The sequence below is a fragment of the Streptomyces sp. B6B3 genome (assembly GCF_039871525.1).
Lineage (GTDB): Bacteria > Actinomycetota > Actinomycetes > Streptomycetales > Streptomycetaceae > Streptomyces.
Genome location: NZ_JBDPLU010000023.1, coordinates 1 through 26759 on the forward strand (window position 1 = coordinate 1; position 26759 = coordinate 26759).

A 26759-nucleotide genomic window follows, 5' to 3' on the forward strand; every position below is an offset into this window, starting at 1 on the left:
GAGCGAGACCCCGACGTGTTCGGCGATCTGCGCGATGGTCAACGGACCGCTGGGCGGCTCGTCGGGCGCCTCGTTCGCCCTGACGCTCCCAGGTGCTGAGGTCATGCCACGCAGTGTAACCCCCGGGGTAAGTGACCGTTTCGGGAAGCGAACCGGTCACAGCAGGATCTTGACCGCGTCGTGAAGCACCTTCTACAGTTCCGGCCACGTAAATATTCGATCTGTTCATCGAAAAGATCAGGACAGGGGCGTCCGATGATCAAGAGGAAGACCTCCACCGGGCTCCATGGCGTGTCGATCGCGCTCGCCCTTGCCCTCGCTGCCCTCACCAGCGCCGGCTGCTCGACCGCGAACGAGCCGGGAAGCGGCGACGGCAGCTCCTTCGAGTTCTGGTCGTTCACCGGCATCGACCAGGGGACTCCGGTCGCGGAGTACGAGCAGGCCCATCCGGATGTCGACGTGAAGCTGACCGAGGTGGGCAGCACGGTGGAGACGGCGCAGGCGCTGACCATCGGGCTCGCCGGCGGCAAGGTCCCCGACCTGGTGCTCATCCAGGGCGACGACATGCCCCGGTTCGTGGACCAGCCGCAGAACTTCCTCGACCTGCGACAGTTCGGCGCCGACGAGATCCAGGGCGACTACCTGGACTGGGTGATGAGCCAGAGCATCGCCGAGGACGGCTCGATCATCGGCGTGCCGACCGACGTCGGCGGGATGGCGATCGCCTACCGGACCGACCTGTTCGCCGAGGCCGGCCTCCCCACGGACCGTGACGAGGTCAGCCAACTGTGGCCGACCTGGGAGGACTTCATCGCCACCGGGGAGCGGTACACCGCCGCCACGGGCGAGCCGTTCGTCGACAACGCCGCCACCAGCGTCTTCTACCAGGCGGTCAACCAGGTGTCGCAGAAGTACTACGACGACGAGGGCGAGCTGATCTACGACGAGAACCCCGAGATCCGCGACGCCTTCGAGCTGGCGCTCCAGGCCATGGAGGCGGGCATCACCGCCCGGCAGAGCACCTTCACCGAGGGCTGGAGCGCCGCGATGAAGCAGGGCGACTACGCGGTGGTGTCCGCCCCGTCCTGGATGCTCGGCAGCATCCGCAGCAACGCCCCGGACACCGAGGGGCAGTGGGACATCGCCACGATCCCCGGCGGCGGCGGCAACTGGGGCGGCAGCTACCTGGCGATCCCGGCCGACGCCGAGAACCCCGAGGCCGCGTGGGACTACATCAGCGAGATGCAGTCCCCCCAGGGCCAGCTGGAGCACTTCACCACCTCCGGCTCCCTGCCCACCACTCCCTCGGTCTACGAGGACGAGCGCCTCGCCTCGCACACCGACCCGTTCTTCTCCGACGCCCCGATCGGGCAGCTGTACACCGACTCGCTGCTGGGTCTTGAGTCGTTCCACATCGGCCCGGACAGCGCGCCGATCGGCCAGGAGTTCCTGAACGCCCTCACGGACGTCGAATCAGGCTCGGGTGATCCCGACGAAGCCTGGGAGAACGCGCTCCACAACATCTACGTCTCCATAGGGGAGTGACCGTGACCACCACACGGCTTGACCCGGAGCCGGCGGAGGCTCCCGTCTCCGCGGCGCCCACGCGCCGGGCCGGGAGAGGCGTCCGCCACGGGATCGTCGAACGCGTCGCCCCCTACGCCTACATCGCGCCGTTCTTCCTGATCTTCGCGGTGTTCGGGCTCTTCCCCCTGCTGTTCACCTTCTACATAGCCCTGTTCGACTGGAACCCCATCGGCGACCACACCTTCATCGGCTTCGACAACTTCACCCGCCTCTGGGAGGACGGACGCTTCTGGAACGCGTCCGGCAACACCCTGAGCATCTGGCTGCTGTCCACCGTCCCCCAGCTGGCGCTCGCCCTCGGCCTGGCCCACCTGCTCAACCACGCCCGCCTGAGGTACGCCGCGTTCTTCCGCATGACGATGCTGGTCCCCTACATCACCTCGGTCGCCGCGACCACGATCGTCTTCGCCCAGATGTTCGATCGCGACTACGGCCTGCTGAACTGGCTGCTCGGACTCGTCGGTATCGGCCCGATCAACTTCGTCCAGTCCGTCCCCGGCAGCCACCTGATGATCGCGACGATGGTGATGTGGCGCTGGTTCGGCTACACCACGCTGCTCTACCTGGCCTCGCTGCAGGCGATCCCGCGCGAGACCTACGAGGCCGCGGCCGTGGACGGCGCCGGCGGATTCAAGCAGTTCTGGCACGTCACCGTGCCCTCGCTGCGGCCCGTCATCATCTTCACCGTCGTGACCTCCACCATCGGCGGCCTCCAGATCTTCACCGAACCGCTGCTCGTCTCCCGCGCCGCGCCACTGACCTGCGGGCCCGCCCGGGAGTGCCAGACCCTCACCCTCTTCCTCTACGAACAGGGCTTCGGCGTCTTCGAGTTCGGATACGCGGCCGCCGTGGGCGTGGCGCTCTTCGTCATGGTCGTCGTCCTCACGCTGATCAACTACCTGGCATCCACCCGTATCCGCTCGGAGCGATGATGACCACCACACCACAACCGCGCTCCCACCGTCCCGTCGACCGGGTCCGCTGGTGGACCTACGCCCTGCTGGTGCTGGGTTCGGGGGTCTGTCTCTTCCCCGTGTACTGGATGTTCGTCGTCGCCTCGACCGACACGGCGACGGCCACCGAGATGCCCCCCGAGATCGTCCCGGGCGGCAACCTGCCGCACCTCATCGACCTCGTCTTCACCACCGTCCCGTTCCTCCAGGCCCTGATCAACAGCGTGATCGTCGCCGGCCTGATCGGCGTGGGGCACGCCGTCCTGTGCTCCCTGGCCGGCTTCGCCTTCGCCAAGCTGGCCTTCCCCGGCCGCGACACGCTGTTCCTGATCGTCGTGCTCACCATGACCGTGCCGACCCAGCTGGCGATCATCCCGCAGTTCCTGATCGTCGCCGAGCTGGGCTGGGTGGACACCCTGCAGGCGCTCGTCGTGCCCGGCCTGGCCAGCGCGTTCGGCATCTTCTGGATGCGGCAGCACCTGACCACCGTGCTCAGCGACGAGCTCATGCAGGCGGCCCGGATCGACGGCGCGAACAGCTGGCAGATCTTCTGGCGCATCGCCTTCCCGATCGTCCGCCCCGCCGCCTACGTCCTCGGGCTCTTCGGCTACGTCACCGCGTGGAACGACTTCCTGTGGCCCTTCGTCGTCCTGAAGTCCCCGGACAACTACACGGTCCAGATCGCCATCAAGGCCCTCCAGAACAGCTTCGACGTCGACCTGGGCCTGGCCATGGCGGGCTCCTTCGTCGCCACCCTCCCGCTGCTGGTGCTGTTCGTCTTCGTCGGCCGCCGCATGGTCGCCGGGATCATGGACGGCGCCTTCAAGGGGTGACGCGGGTTCCCGCGACTCGAAGGGACTCTCGTTCGGCGTCGTCTTCGAAAGAAGTTCTCGCGCGAACGACCGCGAACGACCGCGAACGACCGCGGAGGACCGCGAAGGGCCCGGAGAGCTCTCGCGGAGCGCCGTCGCGGCGCCTCGGGGGGCGGCGTCGCGACGGCCTGGCCGCGGTCCGGTGCGCCCGTGCCCGTGCCGCTCTACAGTGGCCGTCATGGCGACGATCCGGGACGTGGCCGCCGACGCGGGTGTCTCTCGCAGCACGGTGTCCTACGTCCTCACCGGCAAGAAGCGGCTGAGCCCCGCCACCATCGCGCGCGTGCGGGCCAGCATGGCCAAGCTGGGCTACCGTCCCGACCCGGCCGCCCGGGCCCTCGCCCTGGGCCGGACGGGCATCCTCGGCCTCCTCGCCTCGGTCTCGACGACCCGGCCGGAGACCGGCGTGGAGATCTTCATGCACTTCGTGCGCTCCGCGATGTACTCGGCGCGGGAGCGCGGCTTCGACCTGCTGGTGATGGGCAAGGGGGACGACGAACTGGCGGGGGACATCCTCGCGGACGCCCTGGTCGTCATGGACGTCCGGATCGAGGACCCGCGGCTCCCGTTGCTGAAGGAGATCGGGCTGCCGGCCGTGCTGATCGGTTACCCGGAGGACGCGCGGGGCCTGAGCGCCGTCGATCTCGACTTCGAGGCGGCGGCCCGCACCGCGGTGGCGCATCTGGCGGAGCTGGGCCACGAGGAGATCGCCGTGCTGGGCTTCCCCGAGGAGCCGGGGGCCGAGCTGTCGTTCGTCACGCGGTTCCGCCGCGGTATCGGCGACGAGGCCGCCGCGCACGGCGTCGCGACGAGGTTCCTGGCCTGTGAGCCGGACCGGGAGGGCGTCGAGGCGTGGCTGGCCCGGGTCGTCGGGGAACTGCCGGGGCTGAGCGCCGTCGTCGTGCTGGAGAGCAACGGGCTGCGCCCGCTGCTGGACATCTTCCACGAGCGCGGCGTCGTGGTGCCCCGCGACTGCTCGGTGCTCACGCTCTCCCCGCACCCCGTCGCCGCCCACCAGCGGCAGCCGATCACCTCCATCGACCTGCCGGGCGGCGAGATGGTCTCCCGGGCGGTGAACCGGGTGCTCGACGAGATGGCGGGCACGGCCGAACCGGGGGCGCTGGACCTGCTGCCCCCGGCCCTGAAGAACAACGGCTCCACCGCCCCCCGGCTGACCGGGGGGCGCCGGAGCCCGCTGCTCTGACCGCCGTCTCCGAACCGACGGTCGCGCTGTCGCCTCAGACGGCGCCGACGAGGTCGGCCAGCGCGCCGTCGCGGGCGAACACCGGGATCCGCTCCAGCGGCGCCTGCGCCTGCACGGCCTGCCCGCCCTCGTACACCTTGCCGGTGTGCAGGTCCGTCCACGACGCCCCGCGCGGCAGGTAGACCCGCCGCGAGTCCGCCCCCGCCTCCACCACCGGCGCGACCAGCAGGTCCGCGCCGAACATGTACTGGTCGCCGGGGAGTCCCCAGCAGGTGAGGTCCTCGGGGAACTCGTGGAACATCGCGCGCATCAGCGGCTGCCCGTCGTGGTGCGCCTCCGCCATCAGCCGGCGGACGTAGGGCCGCATCGCCTCCCGCAGCCGCAGGTACCGGGTCAGCACCTCGTACACCTCGTCGCCGTAGCTCCACAGTTCGTTCGCCGCGCCGGAGTGGCAGCGCCTCGTCCCCGTCGCGTCGCGCACCTCCTCGACCGGCCTGCGATCGCCGTGCATCCGCATCACGGGGCAGAACGCCCCGAACTGGAACCACCGCACCAGCAGCTCGTGGAACGCCGGATCCGCCACGTCCCCGCCGTGGAAGCCGCCGATGTCCGTGGTGAACCACGGAATGCCCGCGATCCCCATGCTGATCCCGGCGGCGATCTGCCGGCGCAGCGCCCAGAAGGTGCTGTGGATGTCGCCCGACCACACCAGCGCCCCGTACCGCTGGCTGCCGGCCCAGGCGCACCGCACCAGGTTGACGACCTCCTCCTGGCCGGCGGCCCGCTGGCCCTCGTGGAACGCACGGGCGAACGCCTGGGGGTAGATGTTGCCGACCTGGACGTTCGGGCCGAGGTGGTAGCGGTAGTTGTCGAAGTCGTAGACCCCGTACTCCGGCTCGGCCTCGTCGAGCCAGAAGATGCCGATGCCCCGGTCGTGGTAGTTCCGCCGGCAGATCTCCCAGACCCGCTCGCGGGTGCGCGGGTTGGTGACGTCCAGGAACATGCTGGGCCCCTGGAAGGACATCTGCACGTCGCCGCCGCGCTCGGCGCGCACCAGCAGGTTGTCGCGCCGCAGCGCCTCGAAGTTCTCGGACTCCACCGACACCTGCGGCCAGACGGACACCATCAGCTCGATGCCCAGCTCCCGCAGCTCCGCGACCATGGCGTCCGGGTCCGGCCAGAACTCCTTCTCGAAGCGGTAGTCGCCCATCTTCGGCCAGTGGAAGAAGTCCGCGACGATCACGTCGAGCGGCAGGCCGCGGCGGTGGTGCTCGCGCGCCACGTCCAGCAGCTGCTCCTGGTTCCAGTAGCGCAGCTTGCTCTGCCACAGGCCCAGGCCGTACTCGGGCATCATCGGCACGTGCCCGGTGGCGTTGGCGTACGCCGCCGTGATCTCCGCCGGGGTGTCACCCGCGGTGATCCAGTAGTCGAGCTGCTCGGTGCTCTCCGCCACCCACTCGGTGCGGTTGGTGCCGAACGTGGCCCGGCCGATGGCCGGGTTGTGCCAGAGGAAGCCGTATCCCCGGCTGGACAGCACGAACGGCACCGACGCCTGCGAGTTGCGGTGCGCCAGCTCCAAAGTGCTGCCCTTCACGTTCAGCAGGTCGTGCTGGTACTGGCCCATGCCGAACAGCTTCTCGTCCGGTTCGGCCGCGAAGCTCGCGGTGAGGTGGTGCGGCCCTCCGAGGAGCGCCCGGTAGGCCCGGGCCCGGAGCTTGAGCGAGCCGCCGGGGTCGAGCTCCCGCAGCAGCGGGTTGCCGTGGCGGTCCTGGAACGCGACGGAGCAGCGGAAGACGCGGTAGCCCACCGCCTGGTCGACGCGGTCCTCGGCGGTCAGCACCGCCGTGATGTTGCCGTTCGTCAGCCGCGCCTCGGCGCCGTCCGTCACGATCGTCGCGTCGGTGGGCGGCTGCGGCAGCAGGGCGAAGTCGGTGTCGGAGACGTCGGCGGACCGCGTGGCGCGCACCCGCAGACTGTGGCGGCCCCAGGGCTCCACGACGAGCGTCTCGCCCCCGCCCCGCCATATCAGCCGGTCACCGGCACATTCGAACACGGTCACGGAGAACTCCTTGGAAGGTTTTGCCTGAAGAGAAGATGAAGAGAAGAGAAGGACGAGGGCCGGGGGCCAGGGGTCAGTCCTTGACGGCCCCGGCCGTCACCCCGACGGCGACGTAGCGCTGGGCCACGATCAGCAGCAGCGCCGCCGGCACGGAGGCGAGCACGGCGGTGGCCATCACCGCGTTCCAGTCCGTGGTCTGGGCGCCGATGTAGCGGTACAGCCCGAGCGTGAACGGCACGATGTCGTTTCCCGACGTCAGCGACGCGGCGTGCAGGAAGTCGGCCCAGGCGAAGAGGAACGAGAACAGCGCGGCCGTCACCACCGCGTTCCGGCTGATCGGCACCACGACGGACACGAACGCCCGCACGTTGCCCGCCCCGTCCAGCTTCGCTGCCTCCAGCAGCTCGTCGGGGATCTGGAGCATGAACGCCCGCAGCACGATGACGGCCAGCGGCACGGCCGCGGTCGCGTCCGCCAGGATCAGGCCGGCGTACGAGTTGAGCAGCCCGACCGACTGGTAGATCGTGTACAGCGCCATCACGGCCACCACGCCGGGCAGCATCTGGGCCAGCAGGAAGAGGAACATCACCAGGCCGGAGCCGGGCGCGCGCAGCTTGGCCATGGCGTACGCGGCGGGCAGCGACACCGCGAGCGTCAACGCGACCGTGCCCAGGGCGATGACCAGGCTGGTGAGCAGGTGCGGAAGCTGGCTGTCCAGGGCCTGGACGTAGCCGTCGAACGTCGGGTTCGTCGGCAGGAACCGCGGTGGGTTCCTGATCAGCTCCGTCGGCTTCGTCAGCGAGACGTTGACCATCCAGTACAGCGGGAACAGCAGGACGGCGCAGACGGCCAGCCCGATGCCCGTGTCCGTCCACCGACGCCAGGTGGGTCGCCGCGTGTTCATGCCCTCAACTCCCTGCGCTGCGCCCGGATGTAGATCGCCCCGAAGACCAGGGCGACCAGCACGAGCAACTGACCCGCCGCCGCGCCCACCCCGAACTCCAGGTCGGTGAAGGAGAACTGGTACGCCCAGGTGGCCATCGTGTTGGAACTGTTGACCGGGCCGCCCTTGGTCATGATCCAGATGACGTCGAACACCTTGATCGTGTAGACGAGCCCCAGCAGCAGCGTCACCGACGTCACGGGGCGCAGCAGCGGCCACGTGATGCTGCGGAACGCCCGCCACGACGAGGCGCCGTCGATGGCCGCCGCCTCGTAGAGGTTCTGCGGGATCCCCTGGAGGCCGCCGTACAGCAGGACCATGTTGAACGGGATCCCCAACCAGATGTTGGTGATGATGACCGTCCACAGGGAGATGTCGGGATCGGAGAGCCATCCCACGGGGTCTGGCAGGAACGCGTTGACGATGCCGAACTGCTCGTTGAACATCCAGCGCCAGGTGGTCGCGGAGACGATCAGCGGCAGCAGCCAGGGGAGCAGCAGCAACGAGCGCAGCGTGACGGACAGCGGGAAGCGCCGGTTGAAGAACAGCGCGAGCGCCATCCCGATCGTGAACTGGCCCACCAGCGAGCACACGGTGAACAGCACGGTGTGCCAGACGATCGTTTCGAAGAGCGGATCGTTGATGACCCGCTCGTAGTTGTCCAACCCGACGAAGTCGGCCTCTCCGGTGACGAACGACGCGGCGGTGTAGTCCTGCATGCTGAGCAGGACCACGCGCCCGATCGGATACACGAAGAAGATCGCCAGGAAGACGAAGACCGGCGTCATGAAACCGATCGCCGCGACCCGGGTGCTGATCACCCAGCGCCCGCGAGGCGCCGACACCGGTGGCTCCTTCGACGGCCCGCCGGCCCGGGCCCGGGGCGGTCGGTTGGCCCCGGTGCCCCGGGCGGCCCCGGTCGTCTCGGTGGTCTCGGAGGACATCCGGCGGGCCCTACTCGGCGGCGGCCGTCGCGGCGGCGTCCGTGAGCGCCTGATCCGGCGACTTCTGTCCGCTCAGCGCCTCCTGGACGGCCGTCCACAGGGCCTCCGAGGTCTGCGGGTAGGCCGACCCCAGGTCGGCGGTCCGGCCCTGGGCGGCGGAGACGGCCTCGACCCACGGCTCCAGCGCGGGGTTCTCCGTCGCCTGCGCCGCCGCCTCGTCGGCGTAGGGCTGGATGTACGTCTGCCCGTCGGTCCACACCTTCAGGTTGTCGGGCTTCACCAGGCACTGGACGAACTCCGCGGCGAGGTCCTGCTGGTCCCCGACCACGACCTCCATGAACTCACCGCCCAGCGGGCTGGCTGCCGTCCCGCCGTCCTGCGCCGGCAGCGGCACCACGCCGTAGTTGATGCCGTTCTCGTCCAGTGAGGCGAGCTGCCAGGTGCCGTTGACCATCATGGCCAGCTTCCCGGCCAGGAACTCGTCGCGGACGTCCTGCTGGGTGGCGTTCAGGTTCGACTGCGACGCCGCACCGGAGTCCACCAGGTCGGTCCACAGCGACAGCGCGGCCGCGGCCTCGGGCGACCCGATGTCGGCCAGATCGGCCCCCGCCCCCCAGAAGAAGGGCAGGAACTGGAACGTGCCCTCCTCCGAGGCGGCCGCCGAGAAGCCCAGCCCGCGCACGTCCCCGTGGGTCAGCTCCGCCGCGGCGTCGGTCAGCTCCTGCCACGTCGTGGGCGGCGCCGTCCCGGCCTCGTCGAACATGTCCTTGTTGTAGAACAGCGCCAGCGAGTTGGCGCCGAGGGAGGCTCCGTAGGTCTCGCCGTCGAACCGACCGGCGGCGAGCACGTTGTCCATCATCCCCGAGGTGTCCAGGCCCGACTCGGAGTTCGGGACCAGCAGGCCGGTCTCGGCGAACTGCGCCACCAACGGGTTGTCGAGCACCACCAGGTCGGGCGTGGCCCCGGACGACGCCGACTGGAGCAACTTGCTCGACAGGTCCGCCTCCTGGGTCCGCTCGATCGTGATCCCCGTGTCCTCCTCGCACGTGCTGAGCAGCTGCCCGTACGGCGAGGCGCCGTCGTACTGGCTCCACGAGTCCCACAGCTCCAACGTGCGGTCGTCGCCGCCCCCGCCGCCGCTCCCACCGCATCCGGTGAGAACGAGCGCACCGACGACGCCGATCGCGGCCACGACGGTGGCCCTGGACTCTCTGTTCACGGTCGTTCCTCCTCGAACCCGTACGTCGTGCGCGCACCGTGGCGGGGAAGGTAGCAACGTCTGGTGGACCGGTTCAATAGGTGGTGAACCGGTTCACCAGATGTTGCCGTTCCGTTATTTCCCCATGTCGAGGACCGTGGCGGGAGCCGTCAGGCGTCGTCCGGCAGATAGGGGATTGTCTGCGGTCCCTCGGGCAGAACGCACACCCGGGCGCCGTCCCCGGCGGCGGCGAGCGCGTCGGCGACGGCGGCCGAGACGTCCGGGGCGTGCCCGAGATGCGCGGCGGCCAGGTCGCCGGCGTCCAGTCCCGAGGTGTGCACCAGGACGCGGGCGTCGCGTTGGATGCGGGCCTGGATCTGGGCCTGCCACTGGTCGGGCACGGTCTCGGTGCGCCGGGCGAGGGCGTCCAGCAGCGCCTGCGGCGACTCGGCGGACGCCAGGACGTCGCGGTAGGAGCCGTGGTCGGGGAAGCCGTCGCGGCATTCGGCGGCGCAGATGATGGTGCCGCCGGGCCTGACCACCTTGTGTGCGGCGGACATGCCCTTGACGCACTGGTAGAGGTTCTGGTCCAGGGGGTAGCCGGCGTTGGTCGTGACCACGACGTCGAACAGGGCGTCCACCGGCCGCATCGCGGTGCGCCGGGCCGCCTCGGTGGCGGTGGCGTGCATGGACAGCAGGTCGCCGCCGAAGGCCGCGACGATGTCCTGGTCGCGGTTGAGGACCACGTCGAGGGAGAAGGTGACCCCGGTCGCCTCCGCGATGGCCCGGACGTCGTCGTGCACCGGGTTGCCGTGGATGACGCCCCAGGTGGCGCGGGGATCGCCGATCCGGGCCGCGTCGTGCAGGACGAGCACGGTCTCCAGGGCGGCCAGGCCGGGGGCGACGAGCTTCGGCCCGCCGGAGAAACCGGCGAAGAAGTGCGGCTCCACGAAGCCGGTGGTGATGCGGACGTCCGCCTCGGTCCACTCCCGGTTCAGCCACACGGGCACGCCGTCGCCGAACGTTCCGCACCAGGCCAGGCTGGCGCGGTCGCGCGCGTCGTGGTTGACGACGCGCACGGTGTCGACGACCTGGTCGCCGAACATGCGGCGCAGCTCCGCGTCCGTGTTGCCCCGGTGGGTGCCGGTGGCCACCAGGATCACCACGTCGTCCGGGTCGACCACGCCGTCCAGCTCGGCCAGGACCGCGGGGATCATCAGATGCCGGGGCTGCGGCCGCGTGCCGTCGCAGGCGGAGATCGCCACCGTCTGCCCCGGTCGGACCCGGTCGCGCAGCGGCGGTCCGGAGACGGGGGAGCGCAGGGCCCGGCGCAGGGCGGCCGTCTGGTCGTCGGCGGCCGGATGGTGCACCGGGGTGATCACCGTGGCCGCGGCCGGGTCGACGCGCAGTTCCAGGCCGGTCTCGCCGTAGGCCAGCGGCACGGTCAGCACGGCGTCTCCCCGGCGGTGTGCGGCGCGCGGCGGATGCGGGCGCCTCCTCGATCAGTCAGTGACACGCGCCGCAGCATAACCAGGAGATCCCATGTCCAGGGAGGCCCCCTGAGGAAGTTTGCGTGATTTGCTCGGATATGTGAACTCGATGAATGGGATGACTTCCGAATCCATCCCGTGTTTGTCCGTCCGCCGTGGCTCCCCGTCGCCGCACCGGCCGGGCGCGTGCGGCGCGCCCTCCGGTGCGGCGGGGGGCCGGGATCGGCGCCCGGATGACCGGACGCGGGTGTCAGGTACGTGTCCACCTCTGGCTGGACTGGCCGTTGCAGGTCCACAGGACGGCGGTGGATCCGTTCGCGGTGCCTGCCTGGTTGACGTCCAGGCACAGGCCCGACTGGACGTTGCGGATGGTTCCGTCGGAGCCGAGGGTCCACTTCTGGTTGTTCTGGCCGTTGCAGGTCCAGGTGATGACGCGGGTGCCGTTGGTGGTGCCCTGTTCGTAGGCGTCCAGGCACTTGTCGCCGTAGACGCGGATCTCGCCGCCCTCCCAGGTGGTCCACAGCTGGTTCGCGGCGGTGTGGCAGTCCCAGATCAGCACGGTGGCGCCGGACGCGGTGGAGGCGTTGTCGACGTCCAGGCAGCGGCCCGAGCCCGCGCCGCGCAGCCGGTCGGTCTCACTGTCCAGCGGGCTGCCGCCGGACACCCGGTACGCGACGACGCCGTGCGCCGGCACGCTGGCGGTGATCTGGCCGCCGGTGCTGGAGGTGGCGCCGCTCCACAGGTCGGTCAGGGTGAGGGAGGAGCCGGACAGGCCGATCTGCGCCGCGGTGGTGCTGATGGTGGTGGCGGCGTCGCCGCGGTTGAACAGGCCGACGGCGACGGAGCCGTCGGACAGGGGTTTGGCGAACACCTCGACGGCGCCGTCGTCGCGGACCCGTCGGCCGCCGGCGCCGAGCGCGTCCTGGTTGACGGCGATCAGGCGTGGGTTGCGCAGGGTCGCGCTGATGTCGGAGGACATGGTGCGGATGTCGTTGCCGGCCATCAGGGGTGCGCCCATCAGGGCCCAGAGGGCGAAGTGGGAGCGCGACTCGGTCAGGGAGAGGCCGGGCCGGCCGACGACCAGCATGTCGGGGTCGTTCCAGTGGCCCGGGCCGGCCTGGGCGGCGAGGGGGGCGTTGACGTCGACGACGTTGCCCACGCCCATGGGGTAGCTGTTGGTGTTGCCGTTCTGCCAGATGTCGAGCAGGTCCTCGGTGGTGCGCCACAGGTCGGCGACCTCGCCCCAGTTGTAGGTGGAGCCGGTGATGGCGTGGAAGCTGTTGGGGTTGATGCTGTAGACGATGTCGCGTCCGGTGGCGCGCAGCGCGTCGCGCATCAGGGAGAACCGCTGGATCTGCTCCTCGCGGGTGCCGTCGGGGGAGCACCAGTCGTACTTGAGGTAGTCCACGCCCCAGGAGGCGAAGGTCTGGGCGTCCCGCACCTCGTGGCCCATGCTGCCGGTGGAGCCGGGGTGGGTGCCGACGCGTTGGGCGCAGGTGCGTTCCGTGGGCACCTGGTAGATGCCGAACTTCAGCCCTCGGCTGTGGATGTAGTCGCCCAGGGCCTTCATGCCGCTGGGGAACTTGGTGGGATGGGCGCGGAGGTTGCCCTGGGAGTCGCGCTGGGGGTCGAACCAGCAGTCGTCGACTACGACGTACTCGTAGCCGGCGTCCCGCATCCCGGAGTTGACCATGGCGTCGGCGGCCTCGCGGACCGCCGCCTCGGTGACGCCGCAGCCGAAGCTGTTCCAGCTGTTCCAGCCCATCGGCGGGGTGAGCGCCGGGCTGCCCGGGGCGGCCTGGGCCGTCGGCGGGTCCTGCACCGGGGAGAACAGCAGGGTCAGTGCGGCGACCAGGGCCGCGAGCAGCGGTAGGCGTCTGCGTGATCGAGTACGCATCGAGTCCCTTTCCGGATCGATCTGGATCGAACGGAGGGTGTGCTGACGTGCGCCGGCCGGAGGACCGGAGGGTCGATCGTGTGCCGTGTCGTTCGAGATGACGAACGACGATCGAGTCATCAGACACGGATCATAGGGAGCCCGGGCTGTGCGTCAACCTCTTCGCGCCGAGCTTTCGGCCTGTCAGGCGAAATCAATCGGACCGGAGTCGCCGCGTCGGTGGTTCCTCGGTGGCTCCTCGGCGGACCCGCCCGAGGGGACGCCCGCCGTCCTGAGGGGGCGTGCGGCTCCGCTCGGGCCCGGACGGACGCCGCGGACGGCTGGCTGCCGGCGCCTCGGCATGGCGAGCCCTCCTCGGTCACGGACCGTTCTTGTTTCGTGAGGAACGACGAAAAGTATGTGCCCGAAAGGTGTTGACGCTGTCCAGGGAACGCCTATCTTTGACCCGTAGCGTCTGATGCACCGAGCGACGTTCGGAATTCCGAACGACATGAAGCCGTTCCTGGTCTGCGCCCGTCACGCAGGCCGTTGCACGACCGCACCGCACGGGCTGTTCGTTGGTTCTCCCCCACGCGCCGCCGGGCTCCCCCGGGGCCGGGGGAAGCCGCCCCGGCACCCGCTGAAGCCGCACCGTCCTCAATGCGCCACCGAACCACTTGAGGAGACCCCCATGCCAATGAGACGGCGTTCCGTCCTGGGATCGATGTTCACCCTGAGCGCGGCCGGGGCGGCGGGCGCGAGCGCGTCGCTGCTCGGCGCGACTCAGGCCCGTGCCGCCACCGCCGCGTTGGACGCGCCCACCACCCGGTTCGCCATCGGGGTGCGGGAGTACGCCTGGAGCCGCGGCAGCCGCCGGCTGACCACCCGGATCTTCTATCCGGCCACCGGAAACCCGGGCGGCAATCCCGTCACCAACGCCCCGGTCGCCAACGGTGTCTTCCCCGTCTGCGAGTTCAGTCACGGTCTGGGCGGCAATCCGGAGAGCTACGCGCCGTTGGTGCGTCCGCTGGCCGAGGCCGGGTTCATCGTCCCCGCGCCGGTGTTCCCCACCACCTCCTCCGGGACGGAGGGGAACATCCAGGACGTCTACAACGGCAACCAGTCGATGGACGTCTCGGAGGTCATCACCCGCACCCTGGCGTTGAACACGGCCTCGGGGGATCCGTTGGCCGGGCATGTCGACACCGCGGTCGGGGTCGGGGTGGCGGGGCACTCACTGGGTGGGATGACCACCCATGGTCTGCTGACCGCCTGGCCGGACGAGCGGATCGCCGCGGCCGTGCCCTTCGCCTGCGTGGACATGGGCAACCCGGACGGCACGGTGAGCGCGAACGTGCTGTTCGTGCACGGCGACCGGGACTCGATCTGCCAGTACTCCTCCGCCCGCACCGCCTACGGCGAGTTGGCGGCGCCCAAGGCGTTCCTGACGCATCTGGGCACCGGGCACGACGAGTACATCTGGAGCGGCTACAACCACACCCAGACCGTGGCGACCTACCTGGACTGGATGCGCTGGAGCCTGTACGCCGACACCGCCGCCCGCGACCGCCTCCAGACCGACGCCACCTCGGGCACCACCACCACGCGATGGGAGTCCACCCTCGCGTCCCTCCCCTCGTCCGTGACCGGTCTCCGCTCGCGCGCCAACGCCCAGTACGTCTGCGCGGAGAACGCCGGAGCGGGCGAACTCGTCGCGAACCGCGCCACCCTCGGACTCTGGGAACGTTTCGACCTGGTCGACCTCGGCGGCGGCGACGTCGCGTTGCGCGCCCACGCGAACGGCCAGTACGTCTGCGCGGAGAACGCGGGAGCCGCGCCGCTCATCGCCAACCGCGCCTCCGTCGGCGCCTGGGAGACCTTCCAGCGCGTGGACAACGCCGACGGCTCCGTCAGCCTGCGCGCGCGGATCAACAGCCGCTACGTCTCCGCCGCGAACGGCGGGGCCGCGCCGCTCGTCGCGAACGGTACGACGGTCGGTGCCGAGCAGTCGTTCGACCTGATCAGCGGCTGATCCCGCCCGACGCCCCCAGCCCGGAACCGGCGCTCTCCCGTCGCGCCACGGAAGCCCGACGCCCGTATGTCATGCCCAGGACATGCTGCCCGGTTCCGCATTCCCGTGGGCGGCCTCGGTCGCCCACGGGCGGTCACACCGTGTTCCAAGAAGGGACGACAGATGAAGCACCTGATGGGGGCGGGCGCACGGCCCGCTCGGTGGAGACGGTTCAGAGCGCTGTCGCTGATGCTCACCGCCGTGCTCCTCGCCTCCGGCATGACCCTGGCCCTCTCCGGCTCGGCCCAGGCGGCCAGCACGTTGGGGGCGTCGGCGGCCGAGAGCGGGCGGTACTTCGGCACCGCGGTCGCCGGGGGCAAGCTCAGCGACGGCGTCTACACCTCGATCCTGGATCGGGAGTTCAACAGCGTCACCGCCGAGAACGAGATGAAGTGGGACGCCACCGAACCGAACCGCGGCTCGTTCAACTACAGCTCGGGTGACCGGATCCGGGACTACGCCCTGCAGCGCGGCATGGACGTGCGCGGACACGCCCTGCTCTGGCACTCCCAGATGCCGGGCTGGGCGCAGGGGATGGAGGGCAGCTCGCTGCGGTCGGCGATGATGAACCACGTCACCCAGGTCGCCAGCCACTACCGCGGCCAGATCTACGCCTGGGACGTGGTCAACGAGGCCTTCGCCGACGGCAACAGCGGGGCGCGCCGGGACTCCAACCTGCAACGCACCGGGAACGACTGGATCGAGGCCGCGTTCCGCGCCGCCGACGCCGCCGACCCGAACGCGAAGCTCTGCTACAACGACTACAACACCGACGGCATCAACGCCAAGAGCACCGCGATCTACAACATGGTGCGCGACTTCCTCTCCCGCGGCGTGCCCATCGACTGCGTCGGGTTCCAGTCGCACCTGACCAACTCGGTGCCCAGCGACTACCAGGCGAACCTGCAGCGCTTCGCCGACCTCGGCGTCGAGGTGCAGATCACCGAGCTGGACATCTCGGGCTCGAACCAGGCCAACGTCTACTCCACCGTCACCCGGGCGTGCATGGCCGTCGAGGCCTGCACCGGCATCACGGTCTGGGGCATCCGGGACAGCGACTCGTGGCGGACCGGTCAGAACCCGCTGCTCTTCGACAACTCGGGGAACAAGAAGGCCGCCTACACCGCGGTGCTGAACGCGCTCAACGAGGGCGAGGACCCGGACCCGCCCACCGGAGACATCGACACGACCGCCTGGTACGTGCTGGTCAACCGCAACAGCGGCAAGGCGCTTGACCTGTACAACCTGGCGACGAACGACGGGGCGCGGATCACCCAGTGGTCGCGCAACGACCAGGCACAGCAGCAGTGGCAGTTCGTCGATTCCGGCAACGGCTACTACCGGCTGAGATCCAGGCATTCGGGCAAGGTGCTGGACGTCTACAACTGGTCCACCGCGGACGGCGCGTCCGTCGTCCAGTGGGCCGACAACAACGCCGCCAACCAGCAGTTCCGGCTCGCCGACTCCGACGGCGGGTACGTCCGGCTGATCAACCGCAACAGCGGCAAGGCGCTGGAGGTGCAGGGCGCCGCCACCACCGACGGCGCGAACGTCGTCCAGTACGCAGACTGGGGCGGCAGCAACCAGCAGTGGCAGCTCGTCCCGGTGGGCGGCGGCGATCCGCCCGACTCGTCCCTGCCGTCGTCGTTCCAGTGGAGCTCCAGCGGGGTGCTGGCCGGCCCGAAGTCGGACGGGAGCCACGACATCGTCGCCATCAAGGACTACTCCGTCGTCCGGCACAACGGCCAGTGGCACGTCTACGCCACCACCGCCAGCCGAAGCGGCGGCTGGAACCTGGTGCACTTCGCCGCACCGGACTGGAACCAGATGGCCAACGCCCAACACACGTTCCTGGACACCGCCTCCGGAGTCGGCACCGGATACCGCGCCGCCCCGCAGGTGTTCTACTTCGCACCACAGGGACTGTGGTACCTGGTCTACCAGACCGGACTGCCCTCGTACTCGGTCAGCAGCGATCCCAGCAATCCGCGGTCCTGGTCGACGCCTCGGAACTTCATGAGCAGCATGCCGGACATCGTCCGGCAGAACATCGGCAACGGGAACTGGCTCGACTTCTGGGTCATCTGCGACACGGCCAACTGCCACCTCTTCTCCAGCGACGACAACGGCCACATCTACCGCGCCCAGACCTCCATGGCGAACTTCCCCAACGGCTTCGGCAACACCGTCATCGCCCTCCAGGACTCCGCCTACAACCTCTTCGAGGGCACCGCGGTCTACAAGGTCGGGGATACCGACGATTACCTGCTGCTCCAGGAGGCCATCGGATCCACCGGCCGCTACTACCGGTCCTACACCTCCAACAGCATCAGCGGCCCATGGAGCCCGCTGGCCGCTTCGGAGTCCAACCCCTTCGCCCGGTCCAGCAACGTCAGCTTCCCGTCCGGCGCCTGGACCCGGGACATCAGCCACGGCGAGCTGCTCAGGTCCGGCAGCGACCAGACCCTCACCATCAACCCCTGTGACCTGCAGTTCCTCTACCAGGGAATGGCGCCGGGGTCGGGCGGCGACTACAGCCAGCTGCCCTGGCGGATGGGCCTGCTCACCCAGACCAACTCTCCCTGCTGACCCCGACCGGCGCCCCCGCACCCGGTGCGGGGGCGCCCGGGGCAGGTCCCGGTCCGCCCAGCTCTCAGTCCGCCGCGCCGCGCGGCGGGGCCGTGCTGTCGCGGACGACGAGTTCGGTGCTGAGCTCCACGCGCTTCTGGTCCAGGTCGTCCCCTCGGGCGAGGGCGACGGCCATGGCCGCGGCCGAGGCGGCCATGGCCGCGAGCGGTTGGCGGACCGTGGTCAGCGGCGGGGTGAGCCAGTTGGACGGGAAGAGGTCGTCGAAGCCCACCACGCTCAGGTCCCGCGGGACGCGCAGGCCGGCCTCGGCGGCCGCTCGGTACACGCCCAGCGCCGCCCCGTCGTTGCAGGCGAACACGGCGGTCGGTGGTTCGGGCAGGCGCAGCAACTCCCGGGTGGCGGCGATGCCGTCCTCGACCCGGAAGCCGGCGACCCGCACCAGCGTCTCGTCCACCGGAGCGCCCCCGATGTCCATGGCGGCCCGGTAGCCGTCCAACCGGGCGCGGCTGGCGAGCGCGTACGGCGGGCCGGCGACCACCGCGACGCGCCGGTGCCCGAGCTGGAGCAGGTGCCGGGTGGCGGACATCCCGCCGCTCCAGTTGCTGGCGCCGACCGACGGGCACTCGGGGGGCGGTTCCTCGGTGGGATCGAGGTGCACGAACGGTATTCTCCGGCTGCGCAGTTGGCTCGCCTGGGCGTCGGTGAGCGCGGAGAATACCGTGATGACTGCCGTGGGCCGGCGGGCCAGCACGCCCTCGACCCAGCCCAGGCCCGGTGTGTGGCGGCCCTGGAGCTGGGTGACCGCGACGGCGAGTCCGTGCTCGCCGGCGATCTGCTGGGCGCCCTTGACGATCTCGACCGGGTAGGGACCCGCGAGCTCGTGGAAGACCACCTCCAGCATCGGCGCCGGTTCTCCCGCCTTCTTCTGCCGCCGGTACCCGTGGCGCCGGATGAGCTCCTCCACGATCTCCCGGGTCTCGGCGGCGACCTCGGCCCGCCCGTTGACCACCTTGGAGACCGTCGCCATGGAGACGCCCGCGCGCTCCGCGAGCTGCGCGGTGGTCAGGGGCTCGTGACGCGCGCCGTCGGCGGAGGGGCTCGTGTCGGCAGAGGTCATCCGAGCAGTCTACGCATCGCGCTCCGACGGCCCCGGTGTCCCGTTCGCGCTCGTCACCGGGCCGCGCCACGACGTACCCGGTCCTGTGCGCGACGAACCGGGGCGCTCCTGCCAGTCCGCCGTGGCGCGGCGGCTCGGTTCACGATCAGGATCCTAGGCGCGGCAGGGCCGCTCGGCATACGTCGTACGTATTTTTTACTTTCTCTTGGGACGCGGGCGATGCGTCACCGGTTCGTCGCCTGGGGGCGCGTCGCTATCGCTGCAGCCGCACCGGGGCGCCCGGGGCGCGACGGCGGACGAGCCAGGCCTCGGTGATGTGCGTGAACATCGCCTCGGCCGCGCAGTGGGGATCCCCGTCCGCGATCCGTTCGTAGATGCGGCGGTGTCCGCGGTTCGACTCGACGCACGAGCCGCGGTCGGGCTCTCCCATGTACCGCGCGGTGTGGATGACCTGGCTCTCCAGGGACCGCACCACCGCCCGCGCGATGCGGTTCTCGGACGTCTGCATGATCAGGTCGTGGAAGGCCCGGTCGTACTCGGCGTAGGCGACGTGGTCGTCCACGAGCTCGTCCATCCGATCCACCAGGGCGCGGAGTTGGTCGGCGACCTCCGGAGTGATCAGCCGGGCCGCGACGTTCGCCATGTCGGACTCGAGCAGGCGCCGCGTGACGACGAGATCGTCGAGGATCTCCAGGGACTCGTCCTCGGCGATGGTCGACGCCAGGACGTGCTCGTCGAGCATGTTCCACATCGTCGGCGGGGTCACCATGGTCCCGGCGCCCTGCCGGACCTGCACCATGCCCTTCTCCTGGAGGACCTTCACGGCCTCCCGGATCACGGTCCGGCTCACCGAGAACGCCTCGCACAGCGCGGGCTCGGACGGCAGCGGGGAGCCGGGCGCGTGCACGCCGCGCACGATGCGTCCCACCAGCTCCGCCGTGACGGCGCTCGCCAGGTTGGGCGGTCGTCGTACCCAGGCGGGTGTCGTCACGGGGAAGCTCGCCGGTGCCGGCTGCGATGCGGTCATGGTCCCTCCGATGAGCCTCGCGACCACGCGGCGCCACGAGTCATGTGACATTATACGCAGGCTGCCTTGACCTGATACGTCATACGAGTTATGTTCCAGCTCAGCGAGGGCAGCCGCCCCCCGTCCGTCGTCCGGACGACGTGACCTCGCGACCTCGGACAGCCAACGCTCGGCCGGAGAGTGCCGACGACCTACGACGGGTGACCGTCGTCGACCGCACCCGGGTCGTTCCGCGCCGCATCCCAGAACGCCAGCGCAACGCCGCACCACGCTCGCCGCTCACCGGTCAGGCCAGGCCCGCCCAAGACCAGCCCGCCGTCACGAAAGGACAGAGCCGTGCCTCCCCCCCACGCACCATCGGTTCGAGCGTCCGCGGCAGTCGCCGCGACCCTCGCCGCCGGTCTCCTCGCCGCCGCCCTGCCGTTCTCCCCGGCCCAGGCCGCGCCCACCGAACACGTCCTCGTCGTGGCCCCGACCGGCACGGCGCACGCCGCCGACGACGGTCCGGGCACCGCCGAGGAGCCGTTGCGAACCCTGGCCGAGGCCCAGCAACGGGCCCAGGACCTCATCGCCCGAGGCGACGGCGACGTCTCCGTGAAACTCATGGACGGGACCTACCGCCTGAGCGAGCCGCTGCGCTTCGACGCCGACGACTCCGGCCGCGACGGGCACACGGTCAGCTGGCAGGCGATGCCCGGAGCGGACCCCGTGGTCAGCGGCGCCGAGCCGGTCACCGACTGGGAACTCGACGATCCGGCCACCGGCATCTACCGGTCCGACGTCGGCACGGGCTTCGACAGCCGGCAGCTCTACGTCGACGGCCAACCCGCCCAGCGCGCGCGGACCGAACTGGCGGACTCCGACATCACCCTCAACCCCGACGGCTTCACCCTCAACAACCCGAACCTGGGCTACCTGGCGACGCTGCCCGACCAGCAACGCATCGAGTTCCAGGGCATGCTGTCGTTCACCAACCGGTTCGCCCCGGTGCAGAGCATCTCCGGCTCGACGGTCACCATGCAGCAGCCGGCCTGGGACAACAACACCTACGGGTACGACACCCTCCAGTCCCCGTTCCGGAACCCCACCTACTCCCTGCTGAACTCGAAGAGGTTCCTCGACGAGCCGGGCGAGTGGTATCTGGACACGACGGCCGGGACGCTGTACTACAAGCCGTTCGACGGGCAGGACATCAACGAGGCGCAGGTCGAGCTGCCGCGCCTGGAGACCCTGCTCGAGGTGGGCGGCACGTACGACGAGCCGGCCCGCGACCTCGCCTTCGAGGGCATGACCTTCGCCGGGACCACCTGGCTGCACCCCAGCTCGCCCAACGGATACGCCAACCAGCAGACCGGCGCGTTCATCACCGGGGAGCAGCAGCACCGGCCCTCCGACGCGTTCACGTCCTGCGCCGTCGGCTGCAAGGGATTCGAGGGCGCCCGCAACAACTGGGCCCAGGCGCCCGGTGCCGTGCAGGTCTCGGCGGCCACCGGCATCAGCTTCGCGAACAACAGCTTCGTCAACCTCGGCTCCGTCGGGCTCGGCATCGGCAACGACGCCAACGCCCACGCCTCCGGGGTGGGCCTCGGCGCCCAGAACGTCTCGGTGGTGGGCAACACGTTCACCGCGAGCGCCGGTGGCGGCATCGTGGTGGGCGGGGTCCGCCCCGACGCGCACCACCCGTCCGATCCCCGCATGACCAACAGCGACATCCTGATCAGCGACAACGAGATCTACTCCACGGCGCTGGAGTACCTCGACCAGGACGGCATCTTCGCCAGCTACGTCAGCGGGCTGTCGATCGAGCACAACTCCGTCTATGACCTGCCGTACTCGGGCATCGGCGTCGGCTACGGATGGGGCGCCAACGACCCGGGCGGCAGCCCGGAGTACATCAACCGCGGCCTCTACGACTTCCAGCCGATCTACGACACGCCGACGACGCTCCGCGACGTCCACGTCGTCGGCAACCACGTGAGCGACGTCGTGCAGACGATGTTCGACGCCGGCTGCGTCTACTCGCTCTCCGCGATGCCCGAGAGCACCATCGAGGAGAACCTCTGCGAGAACAGCGGGCAGCTCGGCCTGTACTTCGACGAGGGATCCCGCTATCTCACCGCGAGCACCAACGTCTTCCTCAACACCGCCGGGCAGTGGGCGCACGCCAACAACCAGAACGGCAACCGCACCGGCAACCTGACGCTGACCGGGAACTACACGACCAACCCCGCCATCACCGGACTCACCAACGGGGACCGCGGCAACGTCGTCCAGGGCACCGTCACCTTCAACCCCGGCAACGTCCCCGCGGAGGCCAGCCGGGTGATCTCCGACGCGGGCCCGAGGGAGTGAGCTGAGCCCGTCGCCCGAAACCCGCGCGGGCCACGACGGGGTTACGCCGTGGTGGCCCGCTCACCGCCGTGCCGAGGGCAGTCTCACCGCCCGCCGCTCAGCGGCCCGTACGTGGCGGCCGTGATGTTGGCCTGCACCGCGTCCTCGGTCTCGTCGGAGGGGTAGCCGGCGACCATGGCTCCCTCGTAGAAGGTGCCCTCGCTGAGGTTGGCGCCGCCGCCGGGCTTGCAGCAGTCGCCGCCGCTTCCCAGGACGATGGCGCCCTGCTTCTTCATCGGGCTGTACCCGGGCGGCAGCGAGCCGTCCCACAGCGTGGTGAGGCTGCCGGCCTGGGCGTCGCCGCCCTTGAGGGCGAACCGGGTCGTTCCGTTGTTCTTCAGCATCGCGGTGACGTACGGGTTGGTGAAGTCCCGTTGGTTGGGGTTCCACTGCTGGCTTCCGCCGGGGTAGAGGCCCCATTCGAGGTCCGCCTGGACCCAGGGACCCGTGCCCTGGCATCCGCCGAACCAGCACTGGGTGCTGAAGTTGATGGCGTCCATGGTGCCGGCGCCGTCGGCCATCCGGGTCGTCTCGCTGTTCCCGTAGTCGAAGCAGCAGCCGCCGTTGACGTGGGTGCCGCTGGTGACCATGTACATCCCCTCGGGCTCGCTGCCGGTCGGCACGCCGGTCAGGTGGCCGTCGCGCCAGTAGCTGTTCCCGGGCTTGATGTAGAGCGAGTAGACCTTGTTGCCCGAGACGGTGAGCGATTCGGTCATCGCGTCCGCGGGGCTGCTCTGGTCGGAGCCCGGCACCTGGTCCGACCCCTGGTACCAGAGGTCGTTGCCGTGCCCCGACTGGTCGTAGAGGACGGTGACGACGCACGAGGTGCCGGCGCAGAACGCGTCCTGGGCCGTGCCGTCGGCGGGACCGCCGGCGGCCACCACGCCGATGTCCAGGGTCGCGTCGTCCGACGCGCGCCTGATCTGGTAGAGGTCGCCGTCGTACGAGCCGTAGAGCGCGCGCGTGGTGCTGTGCGCGGCGACGCAGGGCGTGCCGCCCGTTTCGTAGATGTCGCAGGGGCCCGCGGCCTGCGCCGACACCTGTGCCGACGCGGTCAACGTGGTCGCGAGCAGCGTGACCAGCACCGCCACCGCGGACGCGACGACGGCCACCGGTGAACGTCGCCCGCGGCTTCCATGGCCCGGGCGGTGGAGGGACGTGAGTTTCATACGGTGCTCCTCTGTGGGGGTGGGGGGTGTGGGGGGTGTGGGGGAGGGGCCGATCGACGGAGAACGCCGGGCGGGGGACGTCGAACGTCCGCCCGCCCGGCGCGGGCGTGGGGTCTCGGGAGGCGCTAGGACGTCTGGAACTCGATGGCGTCCACGTCGTAGCTGTTGGCCTGTTGGGTGGTGAAGACCAGGTACAGGGTGTGGGTGCCGGCCAGGTCCGCGACGGAGACCGGATCGGTGGACCGGTAGGTGTCCCAGCCTCCGGTGGCGGGCACCGGCGTGCTGGCGAGCAGTTCCCCGTCGGGCGCGTCGGCGCGCAGTTGGATCGCGCCGCCGCCGCCGGGCGAGGAGAACCGGTAGCTGACGGAGTCGACGTCCGCCACGCTCATGGTCTGGAAGGCGATCCAGTCGCCGTTGCTGATGTCGCCGATGCGCTGGCCGTTCTCGGCGCCGCCCTGGGAGACGATCCTGGTGCCCGACTGGCTGTCGTGGTACTCCGCCTGCTTGTGCCGCGGTTGCAGGATCGAACGGGCGTAGCCGGTGAGCTCGCTGGCGCCCTCGGCCCCCTGGTCGGTGTACTCGGCGTTCAGCACGTAGTACAGGTCGGCGCCCTCGGGATGGCCGCCGAGGTCCCCGGTGTCCACCGTGCCCGAGCAACCGTGCAGGTCGGTGGTCGGATGCTCGTGGTCGGCGTGCCCGAGCGCCGGGTTGACGATGACGTTGGAGCAGTCGATCTCGCCGTCCTCGGGGTCGGTCACGGTGACCTCGTACGGGATCTGGTCCCCGAAGTCGATCATCGTGCCGCTCACCGGTATCTCCAGGGTCACCGTCGGGGCGGTGTTCCCGGCGGTGATGGTGAGGTTGTCGAAGGCCGTGAGCCCGTCGGGGTCGGTGACCCGCAGCTGGGCGGTGAAGTCACCGGCGGTCTGGTAGGTGTGGGTGGGGTTGGCCTGTGTCGAGTCGGAGGTTCCGTCGCCGTCGAAGTCCCATGCGTAGGAGAGCGACTGCCCGTCGGGGTCCTCGCTGCCCTCGCTGGAGAAGGTGACCTCGAGCGGGGCCGGACCGCTGGTCACCGAGGCGCTGGCGTGGGCGACCGGCTGGCCCTCGGCGCCCCCGTAGTCGATGCGGTACAGGCCCGAGTCGTTGTTGCCGCCGCCGAAGGAACTGCCCCACTCCAGGAGGTAGAGCGCTCCGTCGGGGCCGAAGGTCATGTCCATCGGCTTGGCGAACGACACGTCGGACATGAAGTCGTTGATCGAGTCCAGCCCGCCGCCGTCGTCGAAGCGCATCTCCTTGACGTAGTTGCGCTCCCACTCGTAGAAGAACGACGAACCGTCGAGCGACTGCGGGAACTTGGTGGGGGAGGGGTTGTCCGCGTCGAAGCGGTAGACGGGCCCGGCCATCGGTGCGATGCCGCCGGCGCCGAGCTCGGGGAACTGCGACGACCCGTCGTAGCCGTACCACACGGTCGGCAGCTGGATCGGTGGCAGGTCGGTGAGGCCGGTGTTGTTGGGGGACTCGTTGACGGGGTTGGCGCAGTCGAACTTCGCGCCGACCTGGCCGGTGTCGGGGTTGTAGGGGGCGTAGGGCTGGTTGTCGCCGTGGCAGAAGGGCCAACCGTAGTTGCCCGGTTCGGTGATGACGTTGTACTCGCCCATGCCGGCGGGGCCGCGGTTGTCGGTCGTGCCGTGCCGGTCGGGGCCGTAGTCGGCCATGTGCACGGCGCCGGTGGCGGGGTCGACGGAGAACCGGAAGGGGTTGCGGAAGCCCATGGCGTAGATCTCGGGGCGGGTGTCGGCCGTGCCCTCGGCGAACAGGTTCCCCTCGGGGATGGAGTAGCCGCCGCCGTCGGTGGGCTGGACGCGCAGGATCTTGCCGCGCAGGTCGTTGGTGTTCCCGGCGGTGCGGGCCGCGTCCTGCATCTCGTGGCCCGGGCGCCAGTCCAGCGGCGCGTACCCCTGCCAGGCCGAATCCAGGTTGGGCGCGACGTCGTCTCCGGTGCCGATGTACAGGGTGCCGTCGGGACCGAACTCGATGCTGCCGCCGGTGTGACCCGGTTCGGGGAAGGTGCGGTCCCGGTAGGCCGGGACGTCGATCACCACCTCCTCGCTCCCCAGGTCCAGGGTGTTGCCGTTCAGGGTGAAGGCGGACACCCGGTTGACGTCCTCCGCGCTGTCGGCGGGGGAGTAGTTGAGGTAGATCCGGTTGTTGGTGGCGAAGTCGGGATCGAGGGCCAGCCCGACGAGCCCGTCCTCGCCACCGGTGTACACGTCCAGCGTTCCGGCGGTGACGGTGGACTGGGTCGCCGGGTCGAAGACGCGCACCTCCCCGCCCCGCTGGACGTAGATCACGCGACCGTCCGGCGCCACGTCCAGCTCCATGGGATCGGCGGTGTCGTCGTCCAGCGTCACCTTGTCGAACGTGTCCGCGGCGGGCGCGTCCGACCCGCAGTCACCCGGCTGGTTGCCGGACGCCCACCGCACGCCGCCCATCAGATGGTCGCGGAAGCCCTCCTCGGAGTAGGACTCGGCGTAGTGCCCCATGGCGGTGGCCCACACCCGGCCGCCGGAGTCGACGCTGCACCAGGAGATGGGGTGGTCCTCGCCCATCGCGAACTCGCCCGGGTCGTACGTGGACTCGTCGACCGTGGCGAGCACGTGGACGTTGGACCGCGGGTTGGGGTCGAAGTTGTACCACTCCTCGGACCGCGTCCAGGTCTCGGGCAGCGCCTCGGTGGACGGATGGTCCGGGTCCTCGACGTGGACGGTGCCGTTCTGCGGGCCGTAGGCGTGTCCCGGCATGTGGGCGCCGCCGTTGATGACGTCGTCCCACCAGGGGAACTCGCCCTCGATGCCCGCGTCGAGGGCGTTGTGGACGGCCACCACGCCCCCGCCGCCGGCCACGTAGTCCTGCATCGCCTGACGTTGGGCGTCGGTGTCCCAGACCATGCCGGAGTTCTGGAGCATGATGACGACGTCGAAGCCGGCGAGCTCGGCGTCGTTGAAGACGGCCGGATCCTCGGTCTGGACGAGCTCGAAGTTCTGCTCGGCCGCCTCCTCCTGGAACATCTGGATGCCGGCCGGTATGGAGTCGTGCACGTAGCCGACGGCCCTGGTGAACAGCAGGGCCCGGAACTCGGCCTGCGCCTGGGCGGTGGACGCGACCGCCGTCAGCGTGCCGGCCGCGAGCAGTGGCGCCAGGGCGAGCGCCACGAGGGCACGTGGACGTTTCCGGTGCCCGCTTCTCAAGTGGATTCTCATGTGGGGGGC

The 26759-nt window shown here is 70.1% G+C and carries 17 protein-coding genes; 7 read left to right on the forward strand and 10 right to left on the reverse strand.

All coding sequences use genetic code 11. The features are described from left to right. The first annotated feature begins 255 nt into the window (after positions 1-255). From ABGB06_RS32805 to ABGB06_RS32820, 4 genes are all read left to right on the forward strand, one after another. Positions 256-1545: an extracellular solute-binding protein gene (locus tag ABGB06_RS32805; RefSeq protein WP_347596810.1), complete on the forward strand. Its 1290-nt coding sequence runs from the start codon at positions 256-258 to the stop codon at positions 1543-1545. A 2-nt stretch (positions 1546-1547) separates the two neighbouring features. Next, complete coding sequence (locus ABGB06_RS32810; protein ID WP_347596813.1) at positions 1548-2519, forward strand: sugar ABC transporter permease; 972 nt, start codon at positions 1548-1550, stop codon at positions 2517-2519. Continuing rightward, positions 2516-3373 carry a carbohydrate ABC transporter permease gene (locus tag ABGB06_RS32815; protein WP_347596816.1) on the forward strand — a complete coding sequence of 286 codons (858 nt, stop codon included), beginning with the start codon at positions 2516-2518 and terminating at the stop codon, positions 3371-3373. The genes ABGB06_RS32810 and ABGB06_RS32815 overlap by 4 nt, the downstream gene beginning before the upstream one ends. A 217-nt stretch (positions 3374-3590) precedes the next feature. Further along, a complete protein-coding gene (locus ABGB06_RS32820; RefSeq protein WP_347596819.1) occupies positions 3591-4616 on the forward strand; it encodes a LacI family DNA-binding transcriptional regulator in 1026 nt (341 codons plus the stop codon). Positions 4617-4650: 34 nt separating this feature from the next. Here ABGB06_RS32820 and ABGB06_RS32825 read toward each other — a convergent pair whose 3' ends face one another. The 6 genes from ABGB06_RS32825 to ABGB06_RS32850 all read right to left on the reverse strand — a co-directional run bounded on the left by ABGB06_RS32825 (position 4651) and on the right by ABGB06_RS32850 (position 13147). Next, a complete protein-coding gene (locus ABGB06_RS32825; RefSeq protein ID WP_347596822.1) occupies positions 4651-6675 on the reverse strand; it encodes a TIM-barrel domain-containing protein in 2025 nt (674 codons plus the stop codon). Positions 6676-6748: 73 nt separating this feature from the next. Continuing rightward, complete coding sequence (locus tag ABGB06_RS32830; RefSeq protein WP_347596825.1) at positions 6749-7579, reverse strand: carbohydrate ABC transporter permease; 831 nt, start codon at positions 7577-7579, stop codon at positions 6749-6751. Continuing rightward, positions 7576-8463, reverse strand: coding sequence for a sugar ABC transporter permease (locus tag ABGB06_RS32835; protein ID WP_347596828.1), 888 nt, complete (start codon positions 8461-8463; stop codon positions 7576-7578). Before ABGB06_RS32835 ends, ABGB06_RS32830 begins: the two co-directional genes overlap by 4 nt. Positions 8464-8572: 109 nt before the next feature. After that, a complete protein-coding gene (locus ABGB06_RS32840) occupies positions 8573-9781 on the reverse strand; it encodes a sugar ABC transporter substrate-binding protein (RefSeq protein ID WP_347596831.1) in 1209 nt (402 codons plus the stop codon). A gap of 149 nt (positions 9782-9930) precedes the next feature. Then, positions 9931-11211 carry a nickel-dependent lactate racemase gene (gene larA / locus ABGB06_RS32845; protein WP_347596834.1) on the reverse strand — a complete coding sequence of 427 codons (1281 nt, stop codon included), beginning with the start codon at positions 11209-11211 and terminating at the stop codon, positions 9931-9933. 289 nt (positions 11212-11500) lie between these two features. Then, positions 11501-13147, reverse strand: coding sequence for a ricin-type beta-trefoil lectin domain protein (locus ABGB06_RS32850; RefSeq protein ID WP_347596837.1), 1647 nt, complete (start codon positions 13145-13147; stop codon positions 11501-11503). Between the two features lie 670 nt (positions 13148-13817). Between ABGB06_RS32850 and ABGB06_RS32855 the strand changes: the two genes are divergently transcribed. Next, complete coding sequence (locus tag ABGB06_RS32855) at positions 13818-15158, forward strand: mucin-2 (RefSeq protein ID WP_347596840.1); 1341 nt, start codon at positions 13818-13820, stop codon at positions 15156-15158. A gap of 162 nt (positions 15159-15320) precedes the next feature. Next, positions 15321-17786, forward strand: coding sequence for a non-reducing end alpha-L-arabinofuranosidase family hydrolase (locus ABGB06_RS32860; RefSeq protein ID WP_347596843.1), 2466 nt, complete (start codon positions 15321-15323; stop codon positions 17784-17786). A gap of 64 nt (positions 17787-17850) precedes the next feature. On the opposite strand, the gene ABGB06_RS32865 is transcribed toward ABGB06_RS32860, so the two are convergent. Next, positions 17851-18903, reverse strand: coding sequence for a LacI family DNA-binding transcriptional regulator (locus tag ABGB06_RS32865; RefSeq protein WP_347596846.1), 1053 nt, complete (start codon positions 18901-18903; stop codon positions 17851-17853). Positions 18904-19156: 253 nt separating this feature from the next. Further along, positions 19157-19930 carry a FadR/GntR family transcriptional regulator gene (locus ABGB06_RS32870; protein ID WP_347596849.1) on the reverse strand — a complete coding sequence of 258 codons (774 nt, stop codon included), beginning with the start codon at positions 19928-19930 and terminating at the stop codon, positions 19157-19159. A 336-nt stretch (positions 19931-20266) separates the two neighbouring features. On the opposite strand from ABGB06_RS32870, the gene ABGB06_RS32875 reads away from it, so the two are divergent. Continuing rightward, entirely contained in the window at positions 20267-22282 is a 2016-nt protein-coding gene (locus ABGB06_RS32875) for a right-handed parallel beta-helix repeat-containing protein (RefSeq protein WP_347596852.1), read from the forward strand. 83 nt (positions 22283-22365) lie between these two features. Here ABGB06_RS32875 and ABGB06_RS32880 read toward each other — a convergent pair whose 3' ends face one another. Both ABGB06_RS32880 and ABGB06_RS32885 read right to left on the reverse strand, forming a co-directional pair. Then, entirely contained in the window at positions 22366-23490 is a 1125-nt protein-coding gene (locus ABGB06_RS32880; RefSeq protein WP_347596855.1) for an arabinofuranosidase catalytic domain-containing protein, read from the reverse strand. Positions 23491-23615: 125 nt separating this feature from the next. After that, the gene (locus tag ABGB06_RS32885) at positions 23616-26750 is read right to left on the reverse strand and encodes a ThuA domain-containing protein (protein WP_347596858.1); all 3135 of its coding nucleotides are present in this window, start codon (positions 26748-26750) and stop codon (positions 23616-23618) included. Positions 26751-26759 lie beyond the last annotated feature (9 nt).

What these genes read in the sequence shown, in the direction of transcription:
- ABGB06_RS32885 (WP_347596858.1), bottom strand. Translation starts at nt 26,750, where the DNA reads ATGAGAATCCACTTGAGAAGCGGGCACCGGAAACGTCCACGTGCCCTC.
- ABGB06_RS32805 (WP_347596810.1), top strand. Translation starts at nt 256, where the DNA reads ATGATCAAGAGGAAGACCTCCACCGGGCTCCATGGCGTGTCGATCGCG.
- ABGB06_RS32850 (WP_347596837.1), bottom strand. Translation starts at nt 13,147, where the DNA reads ATGCGTACTCGATCACGCAGACGCCTACCGCTGCTCGCGGCCCTGGTC.
- ABGB06_RS32870 (WP_347596849.1), bottom strand. Translation starts at nt 19,930, where the DNA reads ATGACCGCATCGCAGCCGGCACCGGCGAGCTTCCCCGTGACGACACCC.
- ABGB06_RS32855 (WP_347596840.1), top strand. Translation starts at nt 13,818, where the DNA reads ATGCCAATGAGACGGCGTTCCGTCCTGGGATCGATGTTCACCCTGAGC.
- ABGB06_RS32880 (WP_347596855.1), bottom strand. Translation starts at nt 23,490, where the DNA reads ATGAAACTCACGTCCCTCCACCGCCCGGGCCATGGAAGCCGCGGGCGA.
- ABGB06_RS32820 (WP_347596819.1), top strand. Translation starts at nt 3,591, where the DNA reads ATGGCGACGATCCGGGACGTGGCCGCCGACGCGGGTGTCTCTCGCAGC.
- ABGB06_RS32830 (WP_347596825.1), bottom strand. Translation starts at nt 7,579, where the DNA reads ATGAACACGCGGCGACCCACCTGGCGTCGGTGGACGGACACGGGCATC.
- ABGB06_RS32815 (WP_347596816.1), top strand. Translation starts at nt 2,516, where the DNA reads ATGATGACCACCACACCACAACCGCGCTCCCACCGTCCCGTCGACCGG.
- ABGB06_RS32865 (WP_347596846.1), bottom strand. Translation starts at nt 18,903, where the DNA reads ATGACCTCTGCCGACACGAGCCCCTCCGCCGACGGCGCGCGTCACGAG.
- ABGB06_RS32860 (WP_347596843.1), top strand. Translation starts at nt 15,321, where the DNA reads ATGAAGCACCTGATGGGGGCGGGCGCACGGCCCGCTCGGTGGAGACGG.